Genomic DNA, 22532 nt, shown 5'->3' with positions numbered 1-22532 from the left:
ATCACAGCCTGAAAGGTTACATGTTACCTTCTAAGTCATTTGTTTTTAAAACAATAAGATAGATAGAAAGCCAGTCATGATTCTTGCTACATTTTGTGCTGAGTCGCTGCCTCGACGCGGTGTTTAGCTAAAGTGATAATAAGAGACTGCTAAATGAAAAGTGCCGTTAACGCCCTACAAAATTTCGGAAAATCGCTCTATGGCCCAGTGCTTATTTTGCCGATCGTCGGTTTATTTATCGCGTTCGGTAATGTATTGGGCAATGGCAATCTGGCTGAATATTTACCGTTCCTCAGCCACCCTTCACTTCAACACACCGGTGTTCTCATCTCCAAATCAGCGGTATCGGTGCTGGCCAACCTGGCACTGGTATTTGGCGTAGGTATTCCCATTGGTCTTGCGGCAAAAGATAAAGGGTATGCCGCATTGATTGGCCTGGTCACTTTTATCGTATTTATTAATGCGATGAACGTAACACTACAACTTCAGGGAGAACTGGCTCCTGCCGACCAGATGCGCACCGCAGGGCAAAGTATGGTGTTGGGCGTACAGGTGCTTGAGATGGGCGTATTTGCCGGGATCCTCACCGGCGCGCTGTCGGGATATCTGTACAACCGTTACTCCAGCGTACAATTTTCAGGTGCGATGGCGATTTACTCTGGGCACTGCTTCGTCGCCATTATCATGCTGCCGGTTTCGATGTTACTCGGCGTTGTGATGAGTGAACTCTGGCCATTTGCTCAACATGGAATCAGCGCGCTGGCGTTAGCGATTAAAGGAGCGGGAGCATTTGGCGTAGCTATCTATGGCTTCCTCGAGCGCATTCTGGTGCCAACCGGTCTCCATCACCTGGTCTATACACCTTTCCTGTACACCGAGTTAGGTGGTACGGCCGATGTTTGCGGCAATATTTACCAGGGCGCACGCAATATTTATTTCGCTGAAATGGCCTGTCCGAGCGTTCATCAACTCAGCAGCACGGTGGTGTGGGACGCTCGCGGCATCAGCAAAATGTTCGGTCTTCCTGCTGCGGCATTCGCCATGTATATGACCGCTAAACCTGAGCGCAAAGCGGCGGCGAAAGCGATTCTCATCCCGGCTGCGCTGACGTCTTTGCTGGTTGGTGTGACGGAGCCGCTGGAGTTTTCATTCCTGTTTGTCGCCCCTATGTTGTTTGGCGTGCATGCCGTTCTGACCGGCATCGGCATGATGTTGTTCTACCTGTTAGGTGTTCACGCTATCGGAGCTAACGGGATTATCGATTTCATTCTTTATAACCTGCCGCTTGGCACCGAGAAGTCCAACTGGCCGATGTACATCGTCGTCGGGCTAACGATGTCGGTTATCTACTTCCTGGTGTTCCGCTTCCTTATTCGCCGCTTCGATATGAAAACGCCGGGGCGTGAGGACGACGAGCAAGAAACAAAACTGTTTACCAAACAAGAGTATCAAGCCAAAGGCAGCAACGATGGATTGGGTGAAGCCATTATTGAGGGTCTTGGTGGACGAGCCAATATCGAAGTGGTCGACAACTGTTACACCCGCCTGCGAGTGACGGTACGCGATGTTTCAGTTATCGATGAGCCCCGCCTGAAATCGACTGGCGCGAAAGGGGTGATTAAACAAGGTAATAACGTTCAGGTGGTCTACGGGCTGCATGTCAAAAAAATGCGAGAAGCAGTAGAGACGTATCTCTAAAGGAGCCAATGATGTTTAAACCCCCATTTATTTTGTCCATTGCCGGTGGTGGTAGCACTTACACACCGGGCATTGTTAAGAGCCTGATGGTGCGCCTGGCCGATTTCCCATTAGCTGAAATTCGCCTCTACGATATTGATGGCGAGCGCCAGTCGATCATTGCTCCAGTGGTTGAGAAAGTCATTCGTGACCATAGCCAAAATATTAAATTCACCGTCACTACTGACCCTGAAGTCGCCTTCAGCGGCGCCCATTTTGTTTTCGCTCAGATGCGCGTTGGTCAATATAAAATGCGTGAGCAGGATGAAAAGATCCCATTACGTCATGGCGTTGTTGGGCAAGAAACCTGTGGCCCCGGTGGCCTGGCGTATGGTCTGCGTACCATTTTACCGATGGTTGAATTATGCGATTTTGTTGAGCGTTATGCGCATCAAAAAGCGTGGATTGTGAACTATTCAAACCCGGCGGCTATTGTTGCTGAAGGCGTGCGACGTCTGCGCCCGAACGCTCGCGTGCTGAACATTTGTGATATGCCCGTCGCCGCCATGCGTAACATGGGCGCTATCCTCGGCGTCGATCGCCATAAACTGGAAGTTGATTACTTCGGTCTGAACCATTTTGGTTGGTTTACCCGTGTGCTGGTTGATGGGGAAGACCGCCTGCCGGAATTGCGCCGTCATATCGCTAAATTTGGTCTTCTGACCGAAGACGCCGCGCAAACTGACCCGCAGCATTCCGATCCGTCGTGGGTGAAAACCTGGCGTAATATCAAACCGATTATGGATAATTTCCCGGAATACCTGCCAAACCCTTATTTGCAGTATTACCTGATGCCAAACGAAATCGTAGAGCATCAAAACCCTGACTTCACGCGCGCCAATGAAGTCATGGATGGGCGTGAGAAGAAACTGTTTGCCGCCGCCGAAGAATATAAAAAAACGGGGATCCTGCCGGATGCATTCCACGTCGGTGTACACGGTGCGTTTATCGTTGATGTCGCCTGTTCCCTGGCCTTTGATTTGCGCCAACGTCATCTGGTGATTGTGGAAAACAAAGGCGCGATTGCAAACCTGCCGTATGACGCAATGGTAGAAGTCCCTGCGTACATTACATCCGAAGGGCCGGAACCGGTGCGCATGGGTGCAGTTCCTCTCTTCCACCAGACGTTGTTAATGCAGCAGTTAGCCTCAGAGCAATTGCTGGTTGAAGCAACGATTGAAGGCAGCTACGAAAAGGCACTACAGGCGTTTACGCTTAACCGCACCGTGCCAACCATGCAGCATGCGAAAGCGATTCTTGACGATATGATTGAAGCTAACCGTGATTACTGGCCGCAGCTTCAACAGGCGTGGAAAGCTGGCGAAGCGGTGAAATAGGCTTCTTTTTTCAAGAAATTCGAGACACCTCGCGCACCTGGATATAGTTGCTTGTCGGTTTAGCTAAAAACACCGACAATCCGGTAATAAGCAATAAATCGGAGGCAACGGCAACTATGTCCACTACTTTCTTCGTTGCGGGCGACTGGCTCGCAGAACATGTTAATGATGCGAATATCCAGATTATTGATGCTCGCATGGCTCCTCCTGACCAGGAACATCGTGATGTGCCCGGTGAATACCGCGCAGGCCATCTGCCCGGAGCTGTATTTTTTGATATTGAAGCCCTTTCCGATCACACCAGCCCCCTGCCGCATATGATGCCGCGCGCTGAAGCCTTCGCCGTCGCAATGCGCGAGTTAGGTATCAGCCAGGACAAACATCTGATTGTTTACGACGAAGGAAACCTGTTCTCTGCCCCACGTGCATGGTGGATGTTGCGTACCTTTGGCGCGGAGAAAGTCTCGATTCTGGCCGGGGGTTTAGCCGACTGGCAGCGTGAAGAATTACCTCTCGAAAAAGGTGATGTTGAATTAGCGGAAGGTGAGTTCGATGTGAATTTCGATCCCCTCGTCATTAAACGTCTGACTGATGTCCTGCTGGTCAGCCATGAAGGCACCGCGCAAATCGTGGATGCTCGCCCTGCCCCACGCTTTAATGCACAAGTTGACGAACCACGTCCAGGTTTAAGACGCGGGCATATTCCGGGCGCACTAAACGTGCCGTGGAACTCACTGGTAGAAAATGGCCAGTTGAAAACCACCGATGAGTTGAATGAAATTTTTACCCGCCAGGGTGTGAGTTTTGATAAACCCGTCATCGCCAGTTGCGGTTCGGGCGTCACTGCGGCGGTGGTCGTACTGGCATTGACTACGCTTGGCGTCAACGGTGTTTCGTTGTATGACGGTTCCTGGAGTGAATGGGGTGCACGCCCTGATTTACCTGTCGAACCAGCACAATCTCAGTAATGGATAACCGCCTGGTCGGCCTGCTTGAGCGCGGGGAGTCTTTAACCCGCGCTGAGTATCGCGTTCTCTCGCACTTAACTAACCACCCTTTGCTGGTCGGCAACATCACGGTTCGCGAGCTTGCACAAGAGACGTTTGTCTCCAGCGCGACCATTATGCGGCTGTGTCATAAGCTTGGTTTTAGTGGTTTCAGTGAGCTTATCTGGCACTGCAAACAACTGCTTTCCAACGCGCCGCATATTTCTCAGCAACCCATGCAGCCCGTGACCACACTCCCGGTTTTATTCGATGAGTTTGTAGCTAATTACCAGCAAACCTTCCGTTGGGTGACTCCCGGGTTGATGGAACAATTCGCGACATTGCTGCGCGAAAAAGAGAGCTTCTTTTTATACGGCGCGGGTTTTTCCTATCTGTTTGCTGAATATCTCACCAAGAAACTTCAGGTGCTGGGCAAAACTGCGTTTATCTCCGGGCCGGGCGATAGTCGGGGGATTTTCCTGAGCAATGCGTCCAAGTACCAGGTATTTATCGCCATTTCTCGAAGTGGCGAAACTGAACAGGTATTGGATAAAGCGCGGATTGCACAGAATGTTGGAATGACGATTGTGGCATTTACTCGCGCATCGTCGAACAGTTTGTCCGAACTTGCGGATGTTCATTTTCAACTTTACGACGAGGCAATCCACTATGCAGCAGAAGCAGCAGGGATCACCTCGTTTGAGTCTAATCTGGTGATGCTGATAGATTTATTGCTATTGCAGGCAACGGCTTAAATAATTCGATTGGTTTTGAAATCGCGCAAGAAGCTCCCCCAGCGGCGTTCATAGAAGGGCGTAATGTGCGCCATCATGAAATGGCTAATGCCCTTCTCACCTTCTACCACCTGGCAAATATCGACCGGCTCATCACCTGGTAAAGTGTCCGTTGCCACACTTCCCGCCTGGCGAATAATCGCTTCAATATCACCTTCCGCTTCAATACCAATCAACAGATTTGGCTGTTCATCTGCACGTTCTTTGATCGAGCAAATAAAAGCACGTTTCACTGTTTTCAGGTTTTTAAATAGCGTAGTTAACGAATCGACCATTTGCGCTGGCGGCTCAGCCACTTCAGAAAGCAGCAACGATGTCCCGCCATCCAGCACTTCTTGCTGGGTTAATGGATCACTTTCGTCGCTGATTAAATGAGTGATTTCACGCGGGGTAAACTCTTTACCCGACGGCAATTTAGCATTCAAAAACAGTATTGCACCCTGCGTCATTTCAAACAGCGTGCGTACCGGCATCACGACAAACGCTTGCTCGTGGCTGATGGCCTGTTGCAGCGCTTCAACAGAGGTGAAGAATGGAATGACAGAAGTGCCATCATCTTTTTCCCAGTGCTGCAATTCGACTGCACTATCGGCATCAATGGCTTCGCCTTCTGCGGCTGTACCTGGTACCCAAACCGTAGACTCCAACAGTACGCGGAAAAATGCAGGGCGATGCGCAGGTTCAGTCGCTGCCTGCTCAAGCAGGGTTTCGAGTTCGTTTTTTGATTCTGACATGGTCGTTCCAGATTATTCATATTTGATCCCCTCTCCCATTGGGAGAGGGTTAGGGTGAGGGGATAAGCATTGATGGCAACCATCAAGCCAGGTCACCCTCATCCCGACCTTCTCCCCCAGGAGAAGGGGAAAAACAGTTATTTACCCACCAGCAGGTTAGCAATAGCACGAACACCAATGCCTGTTGCGCCAGCAGACCACTGTTCAACAGCACCTTTGCGGTAGGTTGCGGAACAGTCAATGTGCAGCCAGCCCTGGTGATAATTTTCCACGAAGTGGGACAAGAAGCCCGCTGCCGTACTCGCACCCGCCGGGAAGGAAGCGTTAGATGTGTTGTTCAATTCAGCAAAGTTAGATGGCAACTGATTGCGATGGAACTCGGCCAACGGCAAACGCCAGAATGGCTCGTTCTCAGCAGCCGCACTCGCCATCAGGCGGTTTACCAGCTCATCATCAAAACTGAACAGGGCATGGTAATCGTTGCCCAATGCTGTTTTCGCCGCACCGGTTAACGTCGCGCAGTCGATGATCAGTTCAGGTTTTTGCGCACACGCATCAATCAGGCCATCAGCCAGAACCAAACGCCCTTCCGCATCGGTATTCATGATTTCAACGGTTTTGCCGTTGCGATACTTAATGATGTCGCCCAGTTTGAAGGCATTACCGCTAATCAGGTTGTCCGCACAACACAGGTACAGTTTGACGCGTTTGTTCAGGCCACGAGTAATCGCGAAAGCCAGAGCACCAGTGATGGTCGCCGCGCCGCCCATGTCAGACTTCATCGAGTCCATGAACGCGCTTTGTTTGATGCTGTAGCCGCCGGAATCGAAAGTGATCCCTTTACCCACCAGGCACGCATAAACCGGTGCTTCTGGGTTACCGGTTGGGTTGTAGTCCAGTGCCAGCAAGACTGGCGGACGTTCGGAACCACGGCCAACGGTATGGATACCCATGTAGTTCTGCTCGCGCAGATCTTCGCCTTTAGTGATGCGCCAGGAAACGTTATTGCATGCAACATCGCACAACAGATCAACAGCACGTGAAGCGAGTTGTTCTGGGCCAAGTTCTTCTGCTGGGGTATTGATGGTATGACGAACCCAGTCGATGATTTTCAGACGGTTGTTAAGCTCTTTTTGCTCTTCTTCACTCAGCACAGCCCAGTCAACTTTACGCGTGCCTTTTGGCGCACGATAGCCCTGCCAGAATGCCCAGCTCTTTTCTACATCCCAACCTTCACCCGCCAGTTCTACATGTTTCAGGCCCTGGCCGTCGATTTTACGCGCCGCACGTTGGATTAACCCCAGGTCATCTTTGCCTGTCAGGTGCAGGGTAATCCCTTCGTCATTAATGCTGTAAGCGGCTTTATCGCCCCAGCGCGCATCGGCAGGCGCGGTGGAAAGCGTGATTTTCATGGCTTCTGACATTGTTCTTTTCCTTATACTTTTTCAGCTCATGCTTCATATAGAAAAGGCTGCCATAGGCAGCCCTTGTTCTAATACCCTAAATCATTCGGCTTCATCTAACCAGACTAACAGAATAGCTTCCAGAATTTTTTCATTGGATGCGTTTGGATCGTCGTCAAAATCTTCCAGATCGCAGACCCATTGATGAAGATCGGTAAAACGCACCGTCTTCGGGTCAAGATCCGGGCGACTGTCGTACAGCGCCTCGCCAATTTCGCGGCTATCGGTCCATTTCAGTCCCATTTGCGGCTCCTGTTAGTGCTCACGCGCATGGTTGATGGTGTAGCGCGGCATCTCAACGACCAGGTCTTCGTCAGTGACGCGTGCCTGGCAGCTTAAACGGCTTTCAGGCTCAAGACCCCAGGCTTTGTCCAGCATATCGTCTTCGTCTTCCGTACTTTCAGCAAGGGAGTCGAAACCTTCACGCACGACACAGTGGCAGGTGGTGCAAGCACAGGACTTTTCACAGGCGTGTTCAATCTCGATCCCGTTGCGCAGTGCAACATCAAGAATGGTTTCACCGACATTTGCTTCCAAAACTGCGCCATCTGGACACAAATCCTGATGAGGCAAAAATACAATCTTTGGCATGTTAAACCTCGTCCACGGAGTGGCCTTTCAGCGCCTTACGGATTGATTCATCCATACGACGAGCGGCGAAATCCTGGGTTTGTTTGTCTACGTTTTTAATGGCTTGTTCAATCGCATCGATGTCGTCACCCGCAGCGGCAGCATGGAGTACCACCATCGCAGCGTCGATATCAGCACGTTCAGCGGCACTTAACAGCGCGCCATCTGAGGTCAACGCACCTTGCAAGCTTTCCAGCACGCGGGCCGCGTCAACTTTTTGCTCTGCGAGCATACGTGCTTTCACGTCATGCTCGGCAAAGCTCATGGAATCCTGAATCATCGAGGCAATTTCACCGTCGCTCAGGCCATAAGAAGGCTTCACCTGAATAGACGCTTCCACACCCGTGGATTTCTCCATGGCGGTCACGCTCAGCAAGCCGTCAGCATCAACCTGGAAGGTCACGCGGATATGCGCGCCGCCAGCAGGCATCGCTGGAATGCCGCGCAGCGTAAAGCGTGCGAGAGAACGGCAATCCTGCACCAGCTCACGTTCGCCCTGCATGACATGAATCGCCATCGCAGTTTGACCATCTTTGAAGGTGGTGAAATCCTGCGCACGTGCCACTGGAATGGTGGTGTTACGCGGAATCACTTTTTCCACCAGACCGCCCATGGTTTCAAGACCGAGCGACAGCGGGATAACATCCAGCAGCAGCATTTCGCTGTCTGGCTTGTTGCCCACCAGGATATCGGCCTGAATCGCCGCGCCAATAGCGACAACTTTATCCGGGTCTATAGATGTCAGTGGGGTGCGGCCAAAGAACTCGCCCACACGTTCACGCACTAATGGCACGCGCGTTGAACCACCGACCATCACCACTTCCAGCACCTCGTTAGCCTCGACACCGGCGTCTTTCAACGCACGGCGACAGGCCAGCAAAGTACGCTTAACCAGGGCTGCAATCAGTTCGTTGAACTGCTCGCGAGTCACGGTGCCTGTCCAGCCCGCCACTTCAACAGTGGTGCTTTGTGCATCGCTTAACGCAATTTTCGCAGCGATTGCGGCATCCAGTAACTGGCGTTGGACGCGATCGTCGCTACGGTCAGCAACGCCCGCTTGTTCACGCAGCCAGTCGGCCAGCAGGTGGTCGAAGTCGTCGCCGCCCAGCGCAGAATCACCGCCGGTTGCCAGCACTTCAAACACGCCACGGCTTAAACGCAGAATAGAGATATCAAAAGTGCCGCCGCCCAAATCGTAAACGGCGATCACACCTTCTTTACCGGAATCCAGACCGTAAGCGATAGCCGCTGCGGTCGGCTCATTCAGAAGACGCAGGACATGCAGCCCAGCCAGACGCGCCGCGTCTTTGGTGCCCTGACGCTGTGCATCATCGAAATAAGCAGGAACGGTAATGACCACACCATCAAGTTGGCCTTCGAGCGCTTCGGTCGCGCGTGCACAAAGAGCCTTGAGGATGTCGGATGAAATACGAATAGGGTTCAGCAGCCCGGCCGGGGTGTTGATCATCGGCAGGCCATTTTCACTCGGCTGGAGTGAATAAGGCAGATGCGGATAGCGTGCCTGAATGTCAGCAAGGGAACGGCCCATCAGACGTTTTATCGAACTGATCGTGTTTGCTGGATCTGTTGCGGCTTGCGCACGCGCATCCCAGCCCACGTTCAAACCTTGTTGCTGATAGTGCACCACAGAAGGTAACAGGTGACGCCCTTCATGGTCAGGCAGCGTTTCGGCTTGCCCACTCCGAACTGTTGCAACCAGTGAATTGGTGGTGCCTAAATCGATGCCCACCGCCAGCTTACGCTGATGGGGGGCCGCACTCAGACCCGGCTCACTAATTTGTAATAACGCCATATTGAGCTTCCAGTTAAAAATCGAGCAGCTTTTCTTCGAGTTGTTCTATTTGGCTGCGCAGTTTATCGAGAAAACGCAGTTTACGCACAGTATCCGCCGCCTGCGTCCAATCCTGATTATCCAGTTGTTGCACCATTAACGCCATGCGGGTTTTCACCATCGCATTGACGTTGGCACTAAAGGATTCCAGGCGGTCGCTATCTTTGGCGTGCTCGATGTTATCAAGCTCTTCGCGCAATTCGAGTTGTTCCATCAAAAACGCGGTGTCGCGCACGGTATGCTGTTCATTCGCCAGATCAAAACCGTTGAGGGAGAGAATATACTCGGCACGCAGCAACGGATGACGCAGCGTTTGCCAGGCCTGGTTGATGGTCGCAGATTGTTGGACCGCCAGCAGTTGTTCCGCCTGAGGGCGGCTGGCGTATTTATCCGGATGGAACTGGCGTTGCAGCTCCTGGTAACGGGTCGCCAGCAGCTCAGTGTTGACAGTGAAGCCTACCGGTAACCCAAAGAGGGTAAAGTAATCCATAACAGACTCAGGGTTAACGTGGTAAAGCGCCATTCCCCGCAAGCCTTAGCTCGCGGGGAATGAGCTGAAATCAGACGTGGAAGCTTTCGCCGCAGCCGCACTCATCTTTCACGTTCGGGTTAGTAAATTTAAACCCTTCGTTCAGACCTTCTTTGACGAAGTCGAGCTCAGTGCCGTCCAAAAATTGCAGGCTTTTACCATCGACGACCACTTTCACGCCTTTGTCTTCGAACACGGTGTCTTCATCCATCGGTTCATCAACAAATTCCAGAACATAAGCCATGCCAGAGCAGCCAGAGGTGCGAACGCCTAAGCGCAAACCAAAACCTTTACCACGGTTGGCAAGAAAGGCATTCACGCGTGCAGCAGCACTGTCGCTAAGGGTAATCGACATACAACGACCTCAACTCAACAATAATTATTTAGCTTCACGCTTACTTTTGTAATCCGCAATTGCCGCTTTGATAGCGTCTTCTGCAAGGATTGAGCAGTGAATCTTCACCGGTGGCAGTTCAAGTTCTTCTGCAATGTCGGTGTTTTTGATGGCTTGCGCTTCATCCAAAGATTTACCTTTAACCCATTCGGTTACCAGCGAGCTGGAAGCAATGGCAGAGCCACAGCCGTAGGTTTTGAAGCGAGCGTCTTCAATAATACCTTCATTGTTGACTTTAATCTGCAACTTCATCACGTCACCACAAGCAGGCGCACCCACCATACCGGAACCGACGCTGTCATCGCTGTTATCAAAAGAGCCAACGTTGCGTGGGTTTTCGTAGTGATCGATTACTTTTTCGCTATAAGCCATTTTTAATTCTCCTGAATTCGATACCGATTAATGATGAGCCCATTCGATGGAATTAAGATCCACGCCCTGCTTGAACATTTCCCACAGTGGAGAAAGGTCGCGCAAACGGCCAATGGACTTACGTACCAATTCGATGGTGTAGTCGATCTCTTCTTCAGTAGTAAAACGACCTAAAGAGAAACGGATGGAGCTGTGTGCCAGTTCATCAGTCATACCCAGCGCACGCAGCACGTAGGATGGCTCAAGACTTGCTGAAGTACAGGCAGAACCAGAAGAAACCGCGAGGTCTTTGAGCGCCATGATCAGGGACTCACCTTCAACGTAGTTAAAGCTTACGTTCAGGATCGTTGGAACCCCATTTTCCAGGTCGCCGTTCAGATACACTTCTTCCATATCTTTCACGCCGTTCCACAGACGGTTACGCAGCGCGCGCAGACGGGACATTTCTGTTTCCATCTCTTCTTTCGCGATACGGTAAGCTTCGCCCATGCCGACAATCTGGTGAACAGGCAGAGTACCAGAACGCATGCCGCGCTCATGGCCGCCACCGTGTACCTGTGCTTCGATACGAATACGTGGTTTGCGGCGAACATACAGCGCGCCGATCCCTTTCGGGCCATAGATTTTGTGACCAGAGAAGGACATCAGGTCAACTTTCAGCGTGCTCAGGTCGATAGGCAGTTTGCCTACACTTTGAGTCGCATCAACGTGATAGATAATGCCACGCGCACGGCACATTTCGCCGATTGCCGCGATATCTTGCACCACGCCGATTTCGTTGTTCACGTGCATGATAGAAACCAGAATGGTGTCGTCACGCATCGCAGCTTCCAGCACATTCAGGTCAACGATACCGTTGCTCTGTGGTGCCAGGTAAGTCACTTCAAAACCTTCACGCTCAAGCTGGCGACAAGTATCCAGCACCGCTTTGTGTTCGGTTTTTACCGTGATGATGTGCTTGCCTTTCTTCTGATAGAAGTTAGCGGCACCTTTAATTGCGAGGTTATCAGATTCAGTAGCGCCGGAGGTAAAGACGATTTCACGCGGGTCTGCACCAACCAGTTCAGCGATTTGGTTACGGGCGATATCAACAGCTTCTTCCGCCTGCCAACCGAAACGGTGAGAACGAGAAGCCGGGTTACCGAAGGTTCCGTCCATAGTCAAACACTGCATCATTTTCTGCGCAACGCGTGGATCAACCGGCGTAGTCGCAGAGTAATCGAGATAAATCGGTAATTTCATTGCTCTTTAAGCTCCGTACATCACTACTTCAATGCAAAAAACCAAACCTGTTTAAATGGGAGCGACGGGCTCCCGGGTCTGATTCTAAAATTCGTTTTTGTTGTGCTTATGCGCGCAGTTTAACGTCGATAGCGTCTTGAGAGCGCGTACTGCGATGGTTTTCATTATGCTGGCGGCCGGAGACATCCAACACTTCCTGGTTATTCACCAGTTCACCCAAGGTGATGTTATTTAAAAAACCGGTCAAACGATCGCTCAGATCGCGCCACAGTGCGTGAGTCAGGCACTTATCGCCGCCCTGACAACCACCTTTACCCTGGCAACGCGTCGCATCAACAGATTCATCTACGGCGCTGATAACTTCGCCAACCGCGATGCTGTTTGCTTCTTTACCTAACAGATAACCACCGCCAGGACCGCGTACGCTGGCAACCAGGCCATTTTTACGCAGGCGGGAGAATAACTGCTCCAGGTAGGAGAGAGAGATTCCCTGACGTTCTGAAATATCAGCCAACGGCACTGGACCTGATTCGGAGTTCAACGCAACGTCAAGCATTGCGGTCACGGCATAACGTCCTTTCGATGTCAGTCTCATGTCTTACTTAACCTCAAATCGCCCCTCGAACCGGGGGTTTTTTATAAATGTGATTGTCACATAGCAGGTCGCAAGTCTGACATTCCTGAGTAAATTGGTCAACTATTTAACCCACCAATTTACTCAAGTATTATTTGCCTGATTTTTTCTCGTTATCAATAGAAGAAAGCATGCCGCGCAGGATGTTAAGTTCTTGAGTTTCCGGGCGTGCACGGTTGTACAAGCGGCGCAATTTGCTCATTATCTGGCCCGGATGGCTGGTACGAATAAAGCCGGTTTTCAGCAATACTTGTTCCAGGTGAACGTAAAAACGCTCGAGATCGTCAGCCGATGGATACTGAGTCTGGTCTTCCACAACGACGGTTTCTTTACCTTCTTCTTGGGTGGCAAGCCAGGCAATTCGCACTTCATAGGCAAGGATTTGCACCGCCATCGCCAGGTTCAGCGAGCTGTATTCTGGGTTTGCCTGAATCGCAACGTGGTAGTGGCATTTCTGCAATTCGTCATTCGTTAAGCCTACGCGCTCGCGGCCAAAAACAATGGCGACTGGCGCATGTTGCGCTTCGGAAATGCTCTTTAAACCACATTCGCGTGGGTCAAGCATCGGCCATGGCAGCGTACGAGAACGTGCGCTGGTGCCAACCACCAGGCTGCATCCCGCCAACGCTTCATCCAACGTGTCGACAATTTTAGCTTCACCAATAACATCACTGGCACCCGCAGCAAGGGCGATTGCCTGAGAGTCAGGTTTAACCAGCGGATTTACCAGCCAAAGATTGGTCAGCCCCATGGTTTTCATCGCACGAGCTACAGAGCCCATGTTGCCGGTATGAGAGGTTTCAACCAGCACTATACGTACGTTTTGCAGCATTCTTGACTCATAGCCTGAAAAGATTATCGCGATATCCTATCATAACCCTGGGACATATTCCGAACGCTCTGCTATACTCCGCCGCGTTTTCCGTTCTTTAACATCCAGAGAGAGACCGATGCATCCGATGCTCAACATCGCCGTGCGCGCTGCGCGCAAGGCGGGCAATTTAATTGCCAAGAACTACGAAACCCCAGACGCTGTAGAAGCGAGCCAAAAGGGCAGCAACGATTTTGTGACTAACGTAGATAAAGACGCTGAGCGTCTGATTATCGAAATTATCCGCAAATCCTACCCGCAACACACCATTATCGCTGAAGAATCAGGCGAGCTGGCGGGTACCGAGCAGGATGTGCAATGGGTTATCGATCCTCTGGATGGCACTTCTAACTTCATCAAACGTTTGCCGCACTTCGCGGTATCAATCGCTGTTCGTGTTAAAGGCCGCACCGAAGTTGCTGTGGTTTATGACCCAATGCGTAACGAGTTGTTCAGCGCTGTTCGTGGCCAAGGCGCACAGCTGAACGGTTACCGTCTGCGCGGCAGCAATGCACGTGACCTCGACGGCACTATTCTGGCAACTGGCTTCCCATTCAAACTGAAGCAACACGCCACTCCTTATATCAACATCGTCGCTAAACTGTTCACCCAGTGTGCAGACTTCCGTCGTACCGGTTCAGCTGCGCTGGATCTGGCATACGTTGCGGCTGGCCGCGTTGATGGTTTCTTCGAGATTGGTCTGAAGCCTTGGGATTTTGCAGCAGGCGAACTGATTGCTCGCGAATCCGGTAGCCTGGTATGTGATTTCACCGGCGGCCATAACCACCTTTTGACCGGCAACATCGTTGCAGGTAACCCGCGCGTCGTTAAAGCCATGCTGGCAACGATGCGTGATGAGCTGAGCGAAGCGCTGAAGCGTTAATCTCTGATCGTTGTACGCCCTCACCCTAGCCCTCTCCCCCTGGAGAGGGGATGTTCTTTTCTCCCATAGCTGGAACTCCCCCCCTCCCCCAGGAGAGGGGATGTTCTTTTCTCCCTTAGCTGGAACTCCCCCCTCTCCCTCAGGGAGAGGGCCGGGGTGAGGGTTGTTTTAAAAGCGAAAAATTAACGCTAAAAAGGCCGAATCCCGCGAACGACCGGTTGAGCACTCAGCCACATCACCATCGCCGCTAATACCAAAATGCCCCCACCCGCTAACGCCAATGTTGCCCAGGCGACCTGTCGCCATAACACCGGTGCTTTGTTACCGCTCATGCGCACAGCTAAAGTACGGAATCCGTGTACCAAAAACGCCAACCCGGAAATAGTCATGGACGTTCCCGCAGCCATCGTCAACGCAGACAACATTCCCCAGCTATAGACGCCAATCACTTTGCTAAACAACAGCACCATAATAGCGCCAGAGCACGGGCGCATGCCCATAGACAAAACGATCATGGCCCTGGCGCGCCAGTCCTCCCCTGCCTCAAGCTGTTTTTCTGTCGGCAAATGCTGATGACCACAACCGCATTTTTCATCATGCACATGAAGTGGCGTGAACGAGGTAAAACGCTGAGGTTTTCTCAGAACGTGTTGTAATTTGCGTAAGGCGCGGCCACACAGCATCAGGCCCAATATGCCCACCAGCAAATAACTGCCTTTTTCCAGCCAGAAACTGCTCATATGCAATTGCCGCGACGGTAACGCCAATATTCCCAACACGACCGTCACCAGCCCAATCGCCACCAGCCCTTGTAATAAGGACGCGGCAAAAGTCAGTTTAAGGCTGCTTTTCAAACGCGAAGGATGGGTTGCAAGCCAGGTAGTAATGACGACCTTGCCATGCCCCGGCCCCAACGCGTGAAGCACACCATAGACAAAACTAAATGACAGCAGCGACCAACCCGCTCGCGCTGGGTTTTCGACAACCTCACGCAATAGCGCGCTCATTTGCTGGTTAATGGATTTCTGCCACATCGCACTATTAAGGATGATTTGCGGCCAGTAGTGCCACAGGCTGTAGAGCCCAATCGCGCAGATAATCAGGAAAAACGCCAGCGGCCACAGTTGTAACCATCGGCGTGAATGGGGTGTGGAGGAAGGAATTACTGACATTGCAACGTCACCTGTTGAGCAAATTGTTTACCCAGTTCCATATCTTCAGGTGGTGCATCGGCTTTATCTAATGACAAGGCAAACGCCTGCATATCCTCAGTGGGTTGCGGTGTTTTAACTGAGATTTTGCATTGCGACGCTAATGTTTTCGGCACACTGGCGTCAGCGGGATGGTCGTAACTCATATCGACAAAATAGGTTGGGTCGAAGGTCGCTAACTGATAGGTTTGCCCTTTTAACGGTTGCGGATGCGCCAGCGGTAAAATAAAGGTTAACACTGCCTGATGCCCTACCCGTGCGAGCCCATACTCTGGAGGCAAATTGTTAAACGTCACTTTCTGGCCTTTGTGCCACAGTTCAGTGAAGTAATGTTGCCCTAAAACATTCGCCATCACCTCGGCAGCAAGCTTCTTCCAGACCGGTGAATCCGGCTTCGCGTCACCGGCGTCATACAGTAGATCCGCTGAAGTAATTTCATCCATCGTCCACTGCATTTTCAGACCGGTTAGCTGGTCGTTTTCGGCCATGACCGTGGTCACGAGCGTGATAAAGCTGTGCGGATGAGCTAAAGCCATCGGGCTAAAGAGTGCCGTACATAGGGCAAAAAACGCAATTTTGTTACACATTTTCCCGCTCATTATTCTCTCGAACTTAAAATTCTGTGAGCCAGTCAGAATTCCGTAATTAAAAAGCTCAAATGTGACTCTCTACGACAAAAGGTTTAGCTACTCTTAGCATTAATCACCTTTGACTTGGTTATGCGGATGATGACACTGCTTTCCCCACCACCATCTGTACTCTCCAGTCCGCAGCGCCGCTGTCACCTGCTTTTGTTGCTTTATTTACCGGGCCAGACGGTCACCCCAGAGATCCTCGCGAGGCTCAACGGGGTTGATGACACCAAAGCCCTGCAAGATATAGCCGACACGGGCGATGAAATCCAGCGCTATCACCGGCTGAGGCTTATCACCCAGCAGGATGGAAGCTATCGGATTGAGGGCACGCCTCTGAATCGCCGCCTGTGTTTATTGCACTGGTTGCGTCGTGCATTGCGCTTATGCCCGCACTTTGTGCAGCAGCATTTTACTCCGACGCTAAAAACCCAGCTTAAACAGCAAGGGATCTTGACCGCGTTGTACGATGAAAAGAATCTCCATGCGTTGATTAGCCTGTGTGCAAGACGTTTGCAGCGGCAGTTTGACAGTCGTGACATGCAGTTTTTAACGCTGTTTTTGCAGTACTGTTTGCATCAGCATCATGCGGGGATTACGCCTGAATTTACCGAGGAGCAACGGGCATGGACTCAGACGCGCCCGGAGTTTTTAGCCGCGCTTGAGATTGCCCGCCACTGGAAACGTCGTGTTTTGCAATCGGCCAATGAAAACGAGCAATTGTTCCTGGCACTGTTATTCCTATTATTACGCATGCCCGACCCGATTCACGATAACCATCAACAAGACTTCCGGCTGCGTACTGCGATTTCAGGAATGATTGCGCGCTTTCGTGAACAAGCGGGCATGTCGTTTAGCGACGAACAAGGTTTGAGCGACCAGTTATATATTCATCTTGCTCAGGCGCTGGATCGCTGCCAGTTCTGTATCGGCATTGATAACAGTTTGCCGGAAGAAATTACCCGACTGTATCCGCGTCTGATGCGCACCACGCGTGAAGTCTTCAGTGATTTTGAATCTCACTATGAAATGCGTTTTTCTGACGAAGAAGTGGGTCTGGTGGCGGTCATTTTTGGCGCGTGGTTAATGCAGGAAAATGACCTGCATGAGAAGCAGGTATTGTTGCTGACGGGTAACAATCTTGAACTTGAGCAAAATATTGAACAGCAGCTACGCGAGCTCACCTTGCTGCCGCTCAATATTAAACATCTGACGATACACAGCTATCAAAAAGAGGGAGCGCCAAAAGAGGTGGTGCTGGTGATCACGCCCTACTCCACCACGCTGCCGCTCTACTCTCCGCCGCTGATTCACGTCACGCTGCCGCTGGGTGACCACCAGCAGCAGCAGATCCGCAAGATTATCGAGTGTTAACGCAGTATGAAACGGGGCGCGGGCGAATGAATAATGCTGGAACGGCGACTAACGCCATAATCCAGAACACCCCGCCCTGCATATGCTGGTAAAGGTAGCCGGAGAACATGGTCATAATGGCAATACCACCGCCCATCGCCACTGCGGAATAAACGGCTTGCAACCGTATCACTTCGTTGCCTTCACGCGCGGAGATATAACGCATCGCCGCCAGGTGGCAAACAGTGAAGCTACCACAATGCAGGATTTGCGCGGCAATCAGCCACGGTAAATCGGTCGTATACGCCATCAGGCTCCAGCGCAGAATACCGGTTACGCCAGAAAGCAGCAGTAAATCACGGGCGCTCCATTTGCGGAACAGCTTGTTACTGAGTGCAAAAATCACAATTTCAGCGACCACGCCAAGCGACCACAAGTAGCCCACCACCGAAGCGGAATATCCCGCACCTTGCCAGTAAATCGCACTGAATCCGTAGTAAGCCGCATGCGCACCTTGCAGCAAAGTGACACAGGCAAGAAAACGCCACGAGCCGAGAACCAGTTTCTTCCAGGCAGGCCAACCCGCGCCTTCGCTATGACGGGCTTCACCCTGCGGCATCACAGATGGACGCAGCATCATGCCGATAAGCATCGATGCAACACCAATACTCAGCAGTACCAGAATCGCCTGATAGCTATACAGACTGACCAGTTTGCCGGTCATGGCAGAACCGATAACAAACGCCAGCGATCCCCATAGCCGCACGCGGCCATAATCCATGGTGATTTGGCGCTGCCAGGTTCCGGCCAACGCATCAGTAAGCGGCACCAGAGGTGAGAAGAACAGGTTAAAGCCGACCATCACAATCAGCAGCCAGGTTGCGGTTTGCCCGAACCAGAAAGCGACAGCAAAAATGAGGGTAAGTAAGGCAAGTAACCGCAAGGCAAAAACAAGTCGGGAAGGATCGGTAACACGAGGAGCCAGTAGCAAACTGCCGAGGAAACGGGCGATTAACCCTGCGCCTAACAGCAACCCAATGGTTTCGGGTGCCAGGCCGACTCCAGCTAACCAAACACTCCAGAATGGTAGAAAAATCCCGTAGCTAAAGAAGTAGGTAAAATAACTGAGCGCAAGCCAGCGCGTTGAATGCAAAACCATGATCCCTCCCGTTTTGGAGGCGTTAGTGTCGCCGAGCGGTGGCGAGCACGCAAGCAATCATTAACAGACCAATAACACAGACAAACAAGCGTGTTTTTTCCTTCCAACATTTTATCTAACTATTTATTTTTAAATTAAATAGTTAGATAAAACCCAAATTCATTTCTATTAAAATCCCCCACCGTTAAATCGAATGAAAAGTTTATAGTTGTCATGTCTAATACCCGTCTCTTCAGGGGCTTAACCCTGATATTGTCGATGCTCACGTTACCGGTTGCTGCCGCTGAGACATCCACTACTGAAGCAAAAAACGACATGATTGAAGAAAGTCATGAAGGAAGCGAGTCAGACAAAAACAAAAAGGCTGCGCCCTCTCCCTGGTTGTTTGTTCCGCTATTCAGTTCCAGCCCAAAACTCGATACCGCAGCAGGCATGATGGTGGGCTACATGCACCGCTTCGATGAGAAGTCTCGTCCTTCGCTGTTCGGGATTTCGGCCAAATACACCACCTCCGAATCACTTATTGCCAATGCGTTTGCCAAAACCTCTTTTGGTGAAGATCACCACCGTATTCTGGGTGGCATGATGGTCGGTGATATTAACAACGACTATGAAAACTATTTGGGCTCCGGCAAGCCATTAAGCACCAACGACAACTACAGTTTCGCCTTTTTACGTTATCTCTATCGTGTTGAGGGTGACTGGTTCATCGGGGCTCAAGGCGCTTATTCCAACTATGAATTGCAAGGGCAAGATCCCACCTCCAACGAAATCCTCGATGAAATGGGTCTGGTCGGTTACAAGTCCGGTGGGCTGGGTGCGGTCGTTATGCATGACTCCCGCGACAACGACTTTAAAGCCACCAAAGGCTGGTATCTCAACGTCAATAACATGGCTTATCGGGAAGCGTTGGGTGGAGAACAAGACTTCGATATCTGGCGCGTCGATTATCGGGGATATTGGCAACATGGCGATGGCAACGTTTTTGCCGTGCGTAGCCGCCACCAGTTCTCCAACAACGCGCCCGCGGGGGCTTATTCTCCGGTTTATCTGCGTGGCTATACACCGGGTGAATATCTCGCTCAGCACATGTCTTCAATTGAAATTGAGGAGCGTTACAAACTGGCCGATCGCTGGACCGCAACGGTATTTGCCGGTGCCGCCTGTCTTTACGGCGACTCGACCAGTGGGGAGCAACTCAACTGCGGTGACAGTGAAAACCTCTACCCTGCGTGGGGTGCTGGCATCCAGTACTTGCTCAAACCCGAAGCCGGTATTGTGGTTAATCTCGAGTACGCGATGGGGAAAGATGACAATCAGGGGATCTATTTAAAGATGGGATACAGTTTCTGATCCCCGTGATTAAAGGTCCTTGCGTACGACTACTTACACAATCGCAATTTCCATTTTCATCACCGTTGACTGCTGACGTTCCAGTAGCACCAACCCCGGCTGCCCAGCCATATTATGGGCGTTCACCGGGTGGCTTTGCGGCTCCAGGCAAATAAACGGTTCATCAGGCATGCGGAACACCATCAAATACGGCGTGGGGCATGTTAACTGGATACGCATGTCGTCGCGCTCAATCAGCGCGCTTCCGCTCCAGCCGGAATAACCCACGTTCAGCCACTGGTTATCCGGGATTTTGGGCTTGATGAAATTCGTTTGCGCTGTGAGCTCACCGCGCCATTCTTTAGGTAAATGTTTTTCACCTTCAGGCCAGAATCCGGTGGCTGAAAACTGCACACGGGTCGCTGGCGTGAGATGGAAAAAGGGGTGGAAACCCAGGCCGTAAACCATCGGTTTGTTAGCCAGGTGAGTCAACTCCAGCTCAGCCATAAAGTGCGGCCCTTTCAACCGATAAGTAAGCCTGGCCTGATAATCAAAACCGCAGGAGTGGCGGCTTTCAAGCGAGAGCGTGATTTGCGAAGCATCATGCGTTTCTACCCGCCAGCTTTTCAGCCAGCCATCCCCATGGAGGAAGAATTGCGCATCAGCCTCGCTGTCAGGCAGTTCGATGTTTTCGCCATGAAGCATGAAAGCATTCCCTGCAACGCGATTTGCCAGCGGCAACATCGGGAACAGCGCTTTTTCACCCGCATGCAGGATCGGCTGCTGATGTTTCTTCGAATCCAGACTGTGAATTGCCGCCCCTTGCGGGGCGACGGTTAAACGCAGACATTCATTTTCGAGTAACAAGGTTTCCATATCTTAATGCGCCGCGCGTTGTGCACGGGCTTTCGCCTCAGCACCGAATTGATCCGCCATGCGTTTTTCCAGCGCTTCGAGGCTGACGCCTTTGGTTTCAGGCACATAACGACGCACATAAACAAAGCCCGCCGCACAAATCACACCGTACAACAGGAAGCTACCAGCAGCGCCCAGGCCTGCGTTCAATAACGGGAAGGTGTAAGTCAGCAGGAAGCACGCCACCCACAACGCCAGCGTCCCTAATGACATCGCAAGTCCTCGCACACGGTTCGGGAAAATCTCTGAAAGCAGAACCCAGGTCACCGGTGCCAGCGTCAGTGCATAAATCGCAATCGCCGCCAGAACGAGGATCAATACCGGGAGCCCCAAAATACCCAGGCCATATGCCGCACCGATTAGCGCATAGATAATGGTTAATCCCGCCGCACCAAACAGCATCAGCTTACGACGACCAATTTTGTCGACTAAAGGCAATGCGGCAAGGGTGAAGATAAGGTTAATCAAACCGGTTGCCACAATGGATTTCAGGGTGCTGTTAATATCAAACCCGGCGGAGGCAAAAATTTCCTGCGCATAATTGAAGATAACGTTAATCCCGCACCACTGCTGGAACACAGCCAACACCATGCCGATGATAATGATCGGTTTGACCTGCGGCTGCCACAACGCACTCCAGGAGACTTTTTGCGTGTCTTTGTCCAGAGTTTGCAGAATGTCATTAAGTGTCTCATCGGCATATTGCTGGTTACCGATGCGTTTAAGCATTTGGTGAGCACGTTCATTTTTACCGGCACGAGCCAGCCAGCGCGGTGATTCCGGCACAAAGAACATCAGCACTAAAAACACCAGTGCCGGCACCAGTTCTGCACCAAACATCCAGCGCCAACCGACCTGCCCATTCCAGCTTTCCGTGATTTGCTGCATCGTTGCCGCAGAGCTAACCGGTTCGGCAATCATCAGGTTAATCAGCTGTGCAGCCAGCACGCCCACAACAATAGTTAACTGGTTGATGGCAACAAACTTACCGCGTTTTTCTGCCGGGCTGACCTCCGCGATATACATCGGGCTTAGTGCCGAAGCCAGGCCGATACCCACTCCTCCAACGATACGGAACACCACAAACATGTCGAAGTTGCTGGCTATCGCCGTCCCCCAGGCCGATGCGCTAAATAAAATAGCCGACATAATCAGTGGGACTTTGCGTCCAAATTTGTCCGCGCTCCAGCCAGAAATCAGTGCGCCAAAAACACATCCCGCCAGCGCGGAACTCATGGCCCAGCCGGACTGTGCAGGATCGGTAATTGAAAAATAGGCTTCGTAGAACGGTTTCGCGCCACCAATCACAACCCAGTCATAACCAAACAGCAAACCTCCACAGGCGGCGACCAGACAGATAGTCCAGACATAGCCCATGCGTAATTGTGTCTGCACAGTATTCATTGTGAATCCTCATTTGTACTTGTAGAGATACAGAGGGACGGGTGTGCCGTTTTTAAAATGCCACCCGC

At 51.5% G+C, this 22532-nt stretch carries 23 protein-coding genes; 7 read left to right on the top strand and 16 right to left on the bottom strand.

What is annotated here, in order from left to right; translation table 11 throughout:
• Nucleotides 1–153 precede the first annotated feature (153 nt).
• The 4 genes from RHD99_RS05815 (at nt 154) to RHD99_RS05800 (ending at nt 4815) form a co-directional block, all read left to right on the top strand.
• Nucleotides 154–1698, top strand: a complete 1545-nt coding sequence (locus RHD99_RS05815; RefSeq protein ID WP_183270196.1) for a PTS transporter subunit EIIC — start codon at nt 154–156, stop codon at nt 1696–1698.
• An 11-nt stretch (nt 1699–1709) separates the two neighbouring features.
• Nucleotides 1710–3074, top strand: a complete 1365-nt coding sequence (locus RHD99_RS05810; RefSeq protein ID WP_309879084.1) for a 6-phospho-alpha-glucosidase — start codon at nt 1710–1712, stop codon at nt 3072–3074.
• 116 nt (nt 3075–3190) lie between these two features.
• The gene (gene sseA / locus RHD99_RS05805) at nt 3191–4042 is read left to right on the top strand and encodes a 3-mercaptopyruvate sulfurtransferase (RefSeq protein WP_309877893.1); all 852 of its coding nucleotides are present in this window, start codon (nt 3191–3193) and stop codon (nt 4040–4042) included.
• Nucleotides 4042–4815 carry a MurR/RpiR family transcriptional regulator gene (locus RHD99_RS05800; protein WP_309877891.1) on the top strand — a complete coding sequence of 258 codons (774 nt, stop codon included), beginning with the start codon at nt 4042–4044 and terminating at the stop codon, nt 4813–4815. Before sseA ends, RHD99_RS05800 begins: the two co-directional genes overlap by 1 nt.
• Here the strand turns inward: RHD99_RS05800 and sseB are convergent.
• The 11 genes from sseB to trmJ form a co-directional block, all read right to left on the bottom strand.
• Nucleotides 4812–5588 (bottom strand): enhanced serine sensitivity protein SseB, encoded by a 777-nt coding sequence (gene sseB / locus RHD99_RS05795; RefSeq protein ID WP_309877890.1) that lies wholly within the window; start codon nt 5586–5588, stop codon nt 4812–4814. The genes RHD99_RS05800 and sseB overlap by 4 nt on opposite strands.
• A 137-nt stretch (nt 5589–5725) precedes the next feature.
• Complete coding sequence (pepB, locus tag RHD99_RS05790) at nt 5726–7012, bottom strand: aminopeptidase PepB (protein ID WP_309877889.1); 1287 nt, start codon at nt 7010–7012, stop codon at nt 5726–5728.
• Between the two features lie 81 nt (nt 7013–7093).
• Complete coding sequence (gene iscX / locus RHD99_RS05785) at nt 7094–7294, bottom strand: Fe-S cluster assembly protein IscX (RefSeq protein WP_183270201.1); 201 nt, start codon at nt 7292–7294, stop codon at nt 7094–7096.
• 12 nt (nt 7295–7306) lie between these two features.
• On the bottom strand, nt 7307–7642 hold the full coding sequence (fdx, locus tag RHD99_RS05780; RefSeq protein ID WP_034459208.1) for an ISC system 2Fe-2S type ferredoxin: 336 nt from the start codon (nt 7640–7642) through the stop codon (nt 7307–7309).
• A gap of 1 nt (nt 7643) precedes the next feature.
• Nucleotides 7644–9494: a Fe-S protein assembly chaperone HscA gene (gene hscA, locus RHD99_RS05775; protein WP_309877885.1), complete on the bottom strand. Its 1851-nt coding sequence runs from the start codon at nt 9492–9494 to the stop codon at nt 7644–7646.
• 13 nt (nt 9495–9507) lie between these two features.
• Nucleotides 9508–10023 carry a co-chaperone HscB gene (gene hscB / locus RHD99_RS05770; protein ID WP_183270203.1) on the bottom strand — a complete coding sequence of 172 codons (516 nt, stop codon included), beginning with the start codon at nt 10021–10023 and terminating at the stop codon, nt 9508–9510.
• A 70-nt stretch (nt 10024–10093) separates the two neighbouring features.
• Entirely contained in the window at nt 10094–10417 is a 324-nt protein-coding gene (gene iscA / locus RHD99_RS05765) for an iron-sulfur cluster assembly protein IscA (protein ID WP_183270204.1), read from the bottom strand.
• 24 nt (nt 10418–10441) lie between these two features.
• On the bottom strand, nt 10442–10828 hold the full coding sequence (gene iscU, locus RHD99_RS05760; RefSeq protein ID WP_015703172.1) for a Fe-S cluster assembly scaffold IscU: 387 nt from the start codon (nt 10826–10828) through the stop codon (nt 10442–10444).
• Between the two features lie 27 nt (nt 10829–10855).
• Entirely contained in the window at nt 10856–12070 is a 1215-nt protein-coding gene (gene iscS, locus RHD99_RS05755; RefSeq protein WP_270143673.1) for a cysteine desulfurase, read from the bottom strand.
• Nucleotides 12071–12176: 106 nt separating this feature from the next.
• Entirely contained in the window at nt 12177–12665 is a 489-nt protein-coding gene (iscR, locus tag RHD99_RS05750; RefSeq protein ID WP_183270206.1) for a Fe-S cluster assembly transcriptional regulator IscR, read from the bottom strand.
• 130 nt (nt 12666–12795) lie between these two features.
• Entirely contained in the window at nt 12796–13536 is a 741-nt protein-coding gene (gene trmJ / locus RHD99_RS05745; RefSeq protein WP_183270207.1) for a tRNA (cytosine(32)/uridine(32)-2'-O)-methyltransferase TrmJ, read from the bottom strand.
• A gap of 118 nt (nt 13537–13654) precedes the next feature.
• Here trmJ and suhB point away from each other — a divergent pair, with 118 nt between their 5' ends.
• Nucleotides 13655–14458, top strand: coding sequence for an inositol-1-monophosphatase (suhB, locus tag RHD99_RS05740; RefSeq protein ID WP_183270208.1), 804 nt, complete (start codon nt 13655–13657; stop codon nt 14456–14458).
• 188 nt (nt 14459–14646) lie between these two features.
• Here the strand turns inward: suhB and RHD99_RS05735 are convergent, their stop codons facing one another.
• Both RHD99_RS05735 and RHD99_RS05730 read right to left on the bottom strand, forming a co-directional pair.
• Nucleotides 14647–15630 carry a nickel/cobalt transporter gene (locus RHD99_RS05735; protein WP_309877882.1) on the bottom strand — a complete coding sequence of 328 codons (984 nt, stop codon included), beginning with the start codon at nt 15628–15630 and terminating at the stop codon, nt 14647–14649.
• The gene (locus RHD99_RS05730) at nt 15621–16256 is read right to left on the bottom strand and encodes a DUF1007 family protein (RefSeq protein WP_309877881.1); all 636 of its coding nucleotides are present in this window, start codon (nt 16254–16256) and stop codon (nt 15621–15623) included. The genes RHD99_RS05735 and RHD99_RS05730 overlap by 10 nt, the downstream gene beginning before the upstream one ends.
• A 138-nt stretch (nt 16257–16394) precedes the next feature.
• Here RHD99_RS05730 and csiE point away from each other — a divergent pair, with 138 nt between their 5' ends.
• The gene (gene csiE / locus RHD99_RS05725) at nt 16395–17675 is read left to right on the top strand and encodes a stationary phase inducible protein CsiE (protein WP_183270211.1); all 1281 of its coding nucleotides are present in this window, start codon (nt 16395–16397) and stop codon (nt 17673–17675) included.
• Here the strand turns inward: csiE and RHD99_RS05720 are convergent.
• Nucleotides 17662–18813, bottom strand: a complete 1152-nt coding sequence (locus RHD99_RS05720; protein WP_309877880.1) for a 3-phenylpropionate MFS transporter — start codon at nt 18811–18813, stop codon at nt 17662–17664. The genes csiE and RHD99_RS05720 overlap by 14 nt on opposite strands.
• 258 nt (nt 18814–19071) lie before the next feature.
• Here RHD99_RS05720 and RHD99_RS05715 point away from each other — a divergent pair, with 258 nt between their 5' ends.
• Complete coding sequence (locus RHD99_RS05715; RefSeq protein ID WP_309877879.1) at nt 19072–20166, top strand: BamA/TamA family outer membrane protein; 1095 nt, start codon at nt 19072–19074, stop codon at nt 20164–20166.
• A 33-nt stretch (nt 20167–20199) separates the two neighbouring features.
• Here the strand turns inward: RHD99_RS05715 and RHD99_RS05710 are convergent, their stop codons facing one another.
• Nucleotides 20200–21021: an aldose 1-epimerase gene (locus tag RHD99_RS05710; protein WP_309877878.1), complete on the bottom strand. Its 822-nt coding sequence runs from the start codon at nt 21019–21021 to the stop codon at nt 20200–20202.
• Nucleotides 21022–21024: 3 nt separating this feature from the next.
• Nucleotides 21025–22464, bottom strand: a complete 1440-nt coding sequence (locus RHD99_RS05705; protein ID WP_309877876.1) for a sugar porter family MFS transporter — start codon at nt 22462–22464, stop codon at nt 21025–21027.
• Nucleotides 22465–22532 lie beyond the last annotated feature (68 nt).

The sequence above is a fragment of the Buttiauxella selenatireducens genome (genome assembly GCF_031432975.1).
GTDB classification, from domain to species: domain Bacteria; phylum Pseudomonadota; class Gammaproteobacteria; order Enterobacterales; family Enterobacteriaceae; genus Buttiauxella; species Buttiauxella selenatireducens.
This window is presented reverse-complemented; position numbering and strand designations above follow the sequence as displayed.

Bases quoted from the DNA above. Each gene is read 5' to 3' on its own strand.
- RHD99_RS05815 (WP_183270196.1), top strand. From the start codon at position 154: ATGAAAAGTGCCGTTAACGCCCTACAAAATTTCGGAAAATCGCTCTAT.
- RHD99_RS05810 (WP_309879084.1), top strand. From the start codon at position 1,710: ATGTTTAAACCCCCATTTATTTTGTCCATTGCCGGTGGTGGTAGCACT.
- sseA (WP_309877893.1), top strand. From the start codon at position 3,191: ATGTCCACTACTTTCTTCGTTGCGGGCGACTGGCTCGCAGAACATGTT.
- RHD99_RS05800 (WP_309877891.1), top strand. From the start codon at position 4,042: ATGGATAACCGCCTGGTCGGCCTGCTTGAGCGCGGGGAGTCTTTAACC.
- sseB (WP_309877890.1), bottom strand. From the start codon at position 5,588: ATGTCAGAATCAAAAAACGAACTCGAAACCCTGCTTGAGCAGGCAGCG.
- pepB (WP_309877889.1), bottom strand. From the start codon at position 7,012: ATGTCAGAAGCCATGAAAATCACGCTTTCCACCGCGCCTGCCGATGCG.
- iscX (WP_183270201.1), bottom strand. From the start codon at position 7,294: ATGGGACTGAAATGGACCGATAGCCGCGAAATTGGCGAGGCGCTGTAC.
- fdx (WP_034459208.1), bottom strand. From the start codon at position 7,642: ATGCCAAAGATTGTATTTTTGCCTCATCAGGATTTGTGTCCAGATGGC.
- hscA (WP_309877885.1), bottom strand. From the start codon at position 9,494: ATGGCGTTATTACAAATTAGTGAGCCGGGTCTGAGTGCGGCCCCCCAT.
- hscB (WP_183270203.1), bottom strand. From the start codon at position 10,023: ATGGATTACTTTACCCTCTTTGGGTTACCGGTAGGCTTCACTGTCAAC.
- iscA (WP_183270204.1), bottom strand. From the start codon at position 10,417: ATGTCGATTACCCTTAGCGACAGTGCTGCTGCACGCGTGAATGCCTTT.
- iscU (WP_015703172.1), bottom strand. From the start codon at position 10,828: ATGGCTTATAGCGAAAAAGTAATCGATCACTACGAAAACCCACGCAAC.
- iscS (WP_270143673.1), bottom strand. From the start codon at position 12,070: ATGAAATTACCGATTTATCTCGATTACTCTGCGACTACGCCGGTTGAT.
- iscR (WP_183270206.1), bottom strand. From the start codon at position 12,665: ATGAGACTGACATCGAAAGGACGTTATGCCGTGACCGCAATGCTTGAC.
- trmJ (WP_183270207.1), bottom strand. From the start codon at position 13,536: ATGCTGCAAAACGTACGTATAGTGCTGGTTGAAACCTCTCATACCGGC.
- suhB (WP_183270208.1), top strand. From the start codon at position 13,655: ATGCATCCGATGCTCAACATCGCCGTGCGCGCTGCGCGCAAGGCGGGC.
- RHD99_RS05735 (WP_309877882.1), bottom strand. From the start codon at position 15,630: ATGTCAGTAATTCCTTCCTCCACACCCCATTCACGCCGATGGTTACAA.
- RHD99_RS05730 (WP_309877881.1), bottom strand. From the start codon at position 16,256: ATGTGTAACAAAATTGCGTTTTTTGCCCTATGTACGGCACTCTTTAGC.
- csiE (WP_183270211.1), top strand. From the start codon at position 16,395: ATGATGACACTGCTTTCCCCACCACCATCTGTACTCTCCAGTCCGCAG.
- RHD99_RS05720 (WP_309877880.1), bottom strand. From the start codon at position 18,813: ATGGTTTTGCATTCAACGCGCTGGCTTGCGCTCAGTTATTTTACCTAC.
- RHD99_RS05715 (WP_309877879.1), top strand. From the start codon at position 19,072: ATGCTCACGTTACCGGTTGCTGCCGCTGAGACATCCACTACTGAAGCA.
- RHD99_RS05710 (WP_309877878.1), bottom strand. From the start codon at position 21,021: ATGGAAACCTTGTTACTCGAAAATGAATGTCTGCGTTTAACCGTCGCC.
- RHD99_RS05705 (WP_309877876.1), bottom strand. From the start codon at position 22,464: ATGAATACTGTGCAGACACAATTACGCATGGGCTATGTCTGGACTATC.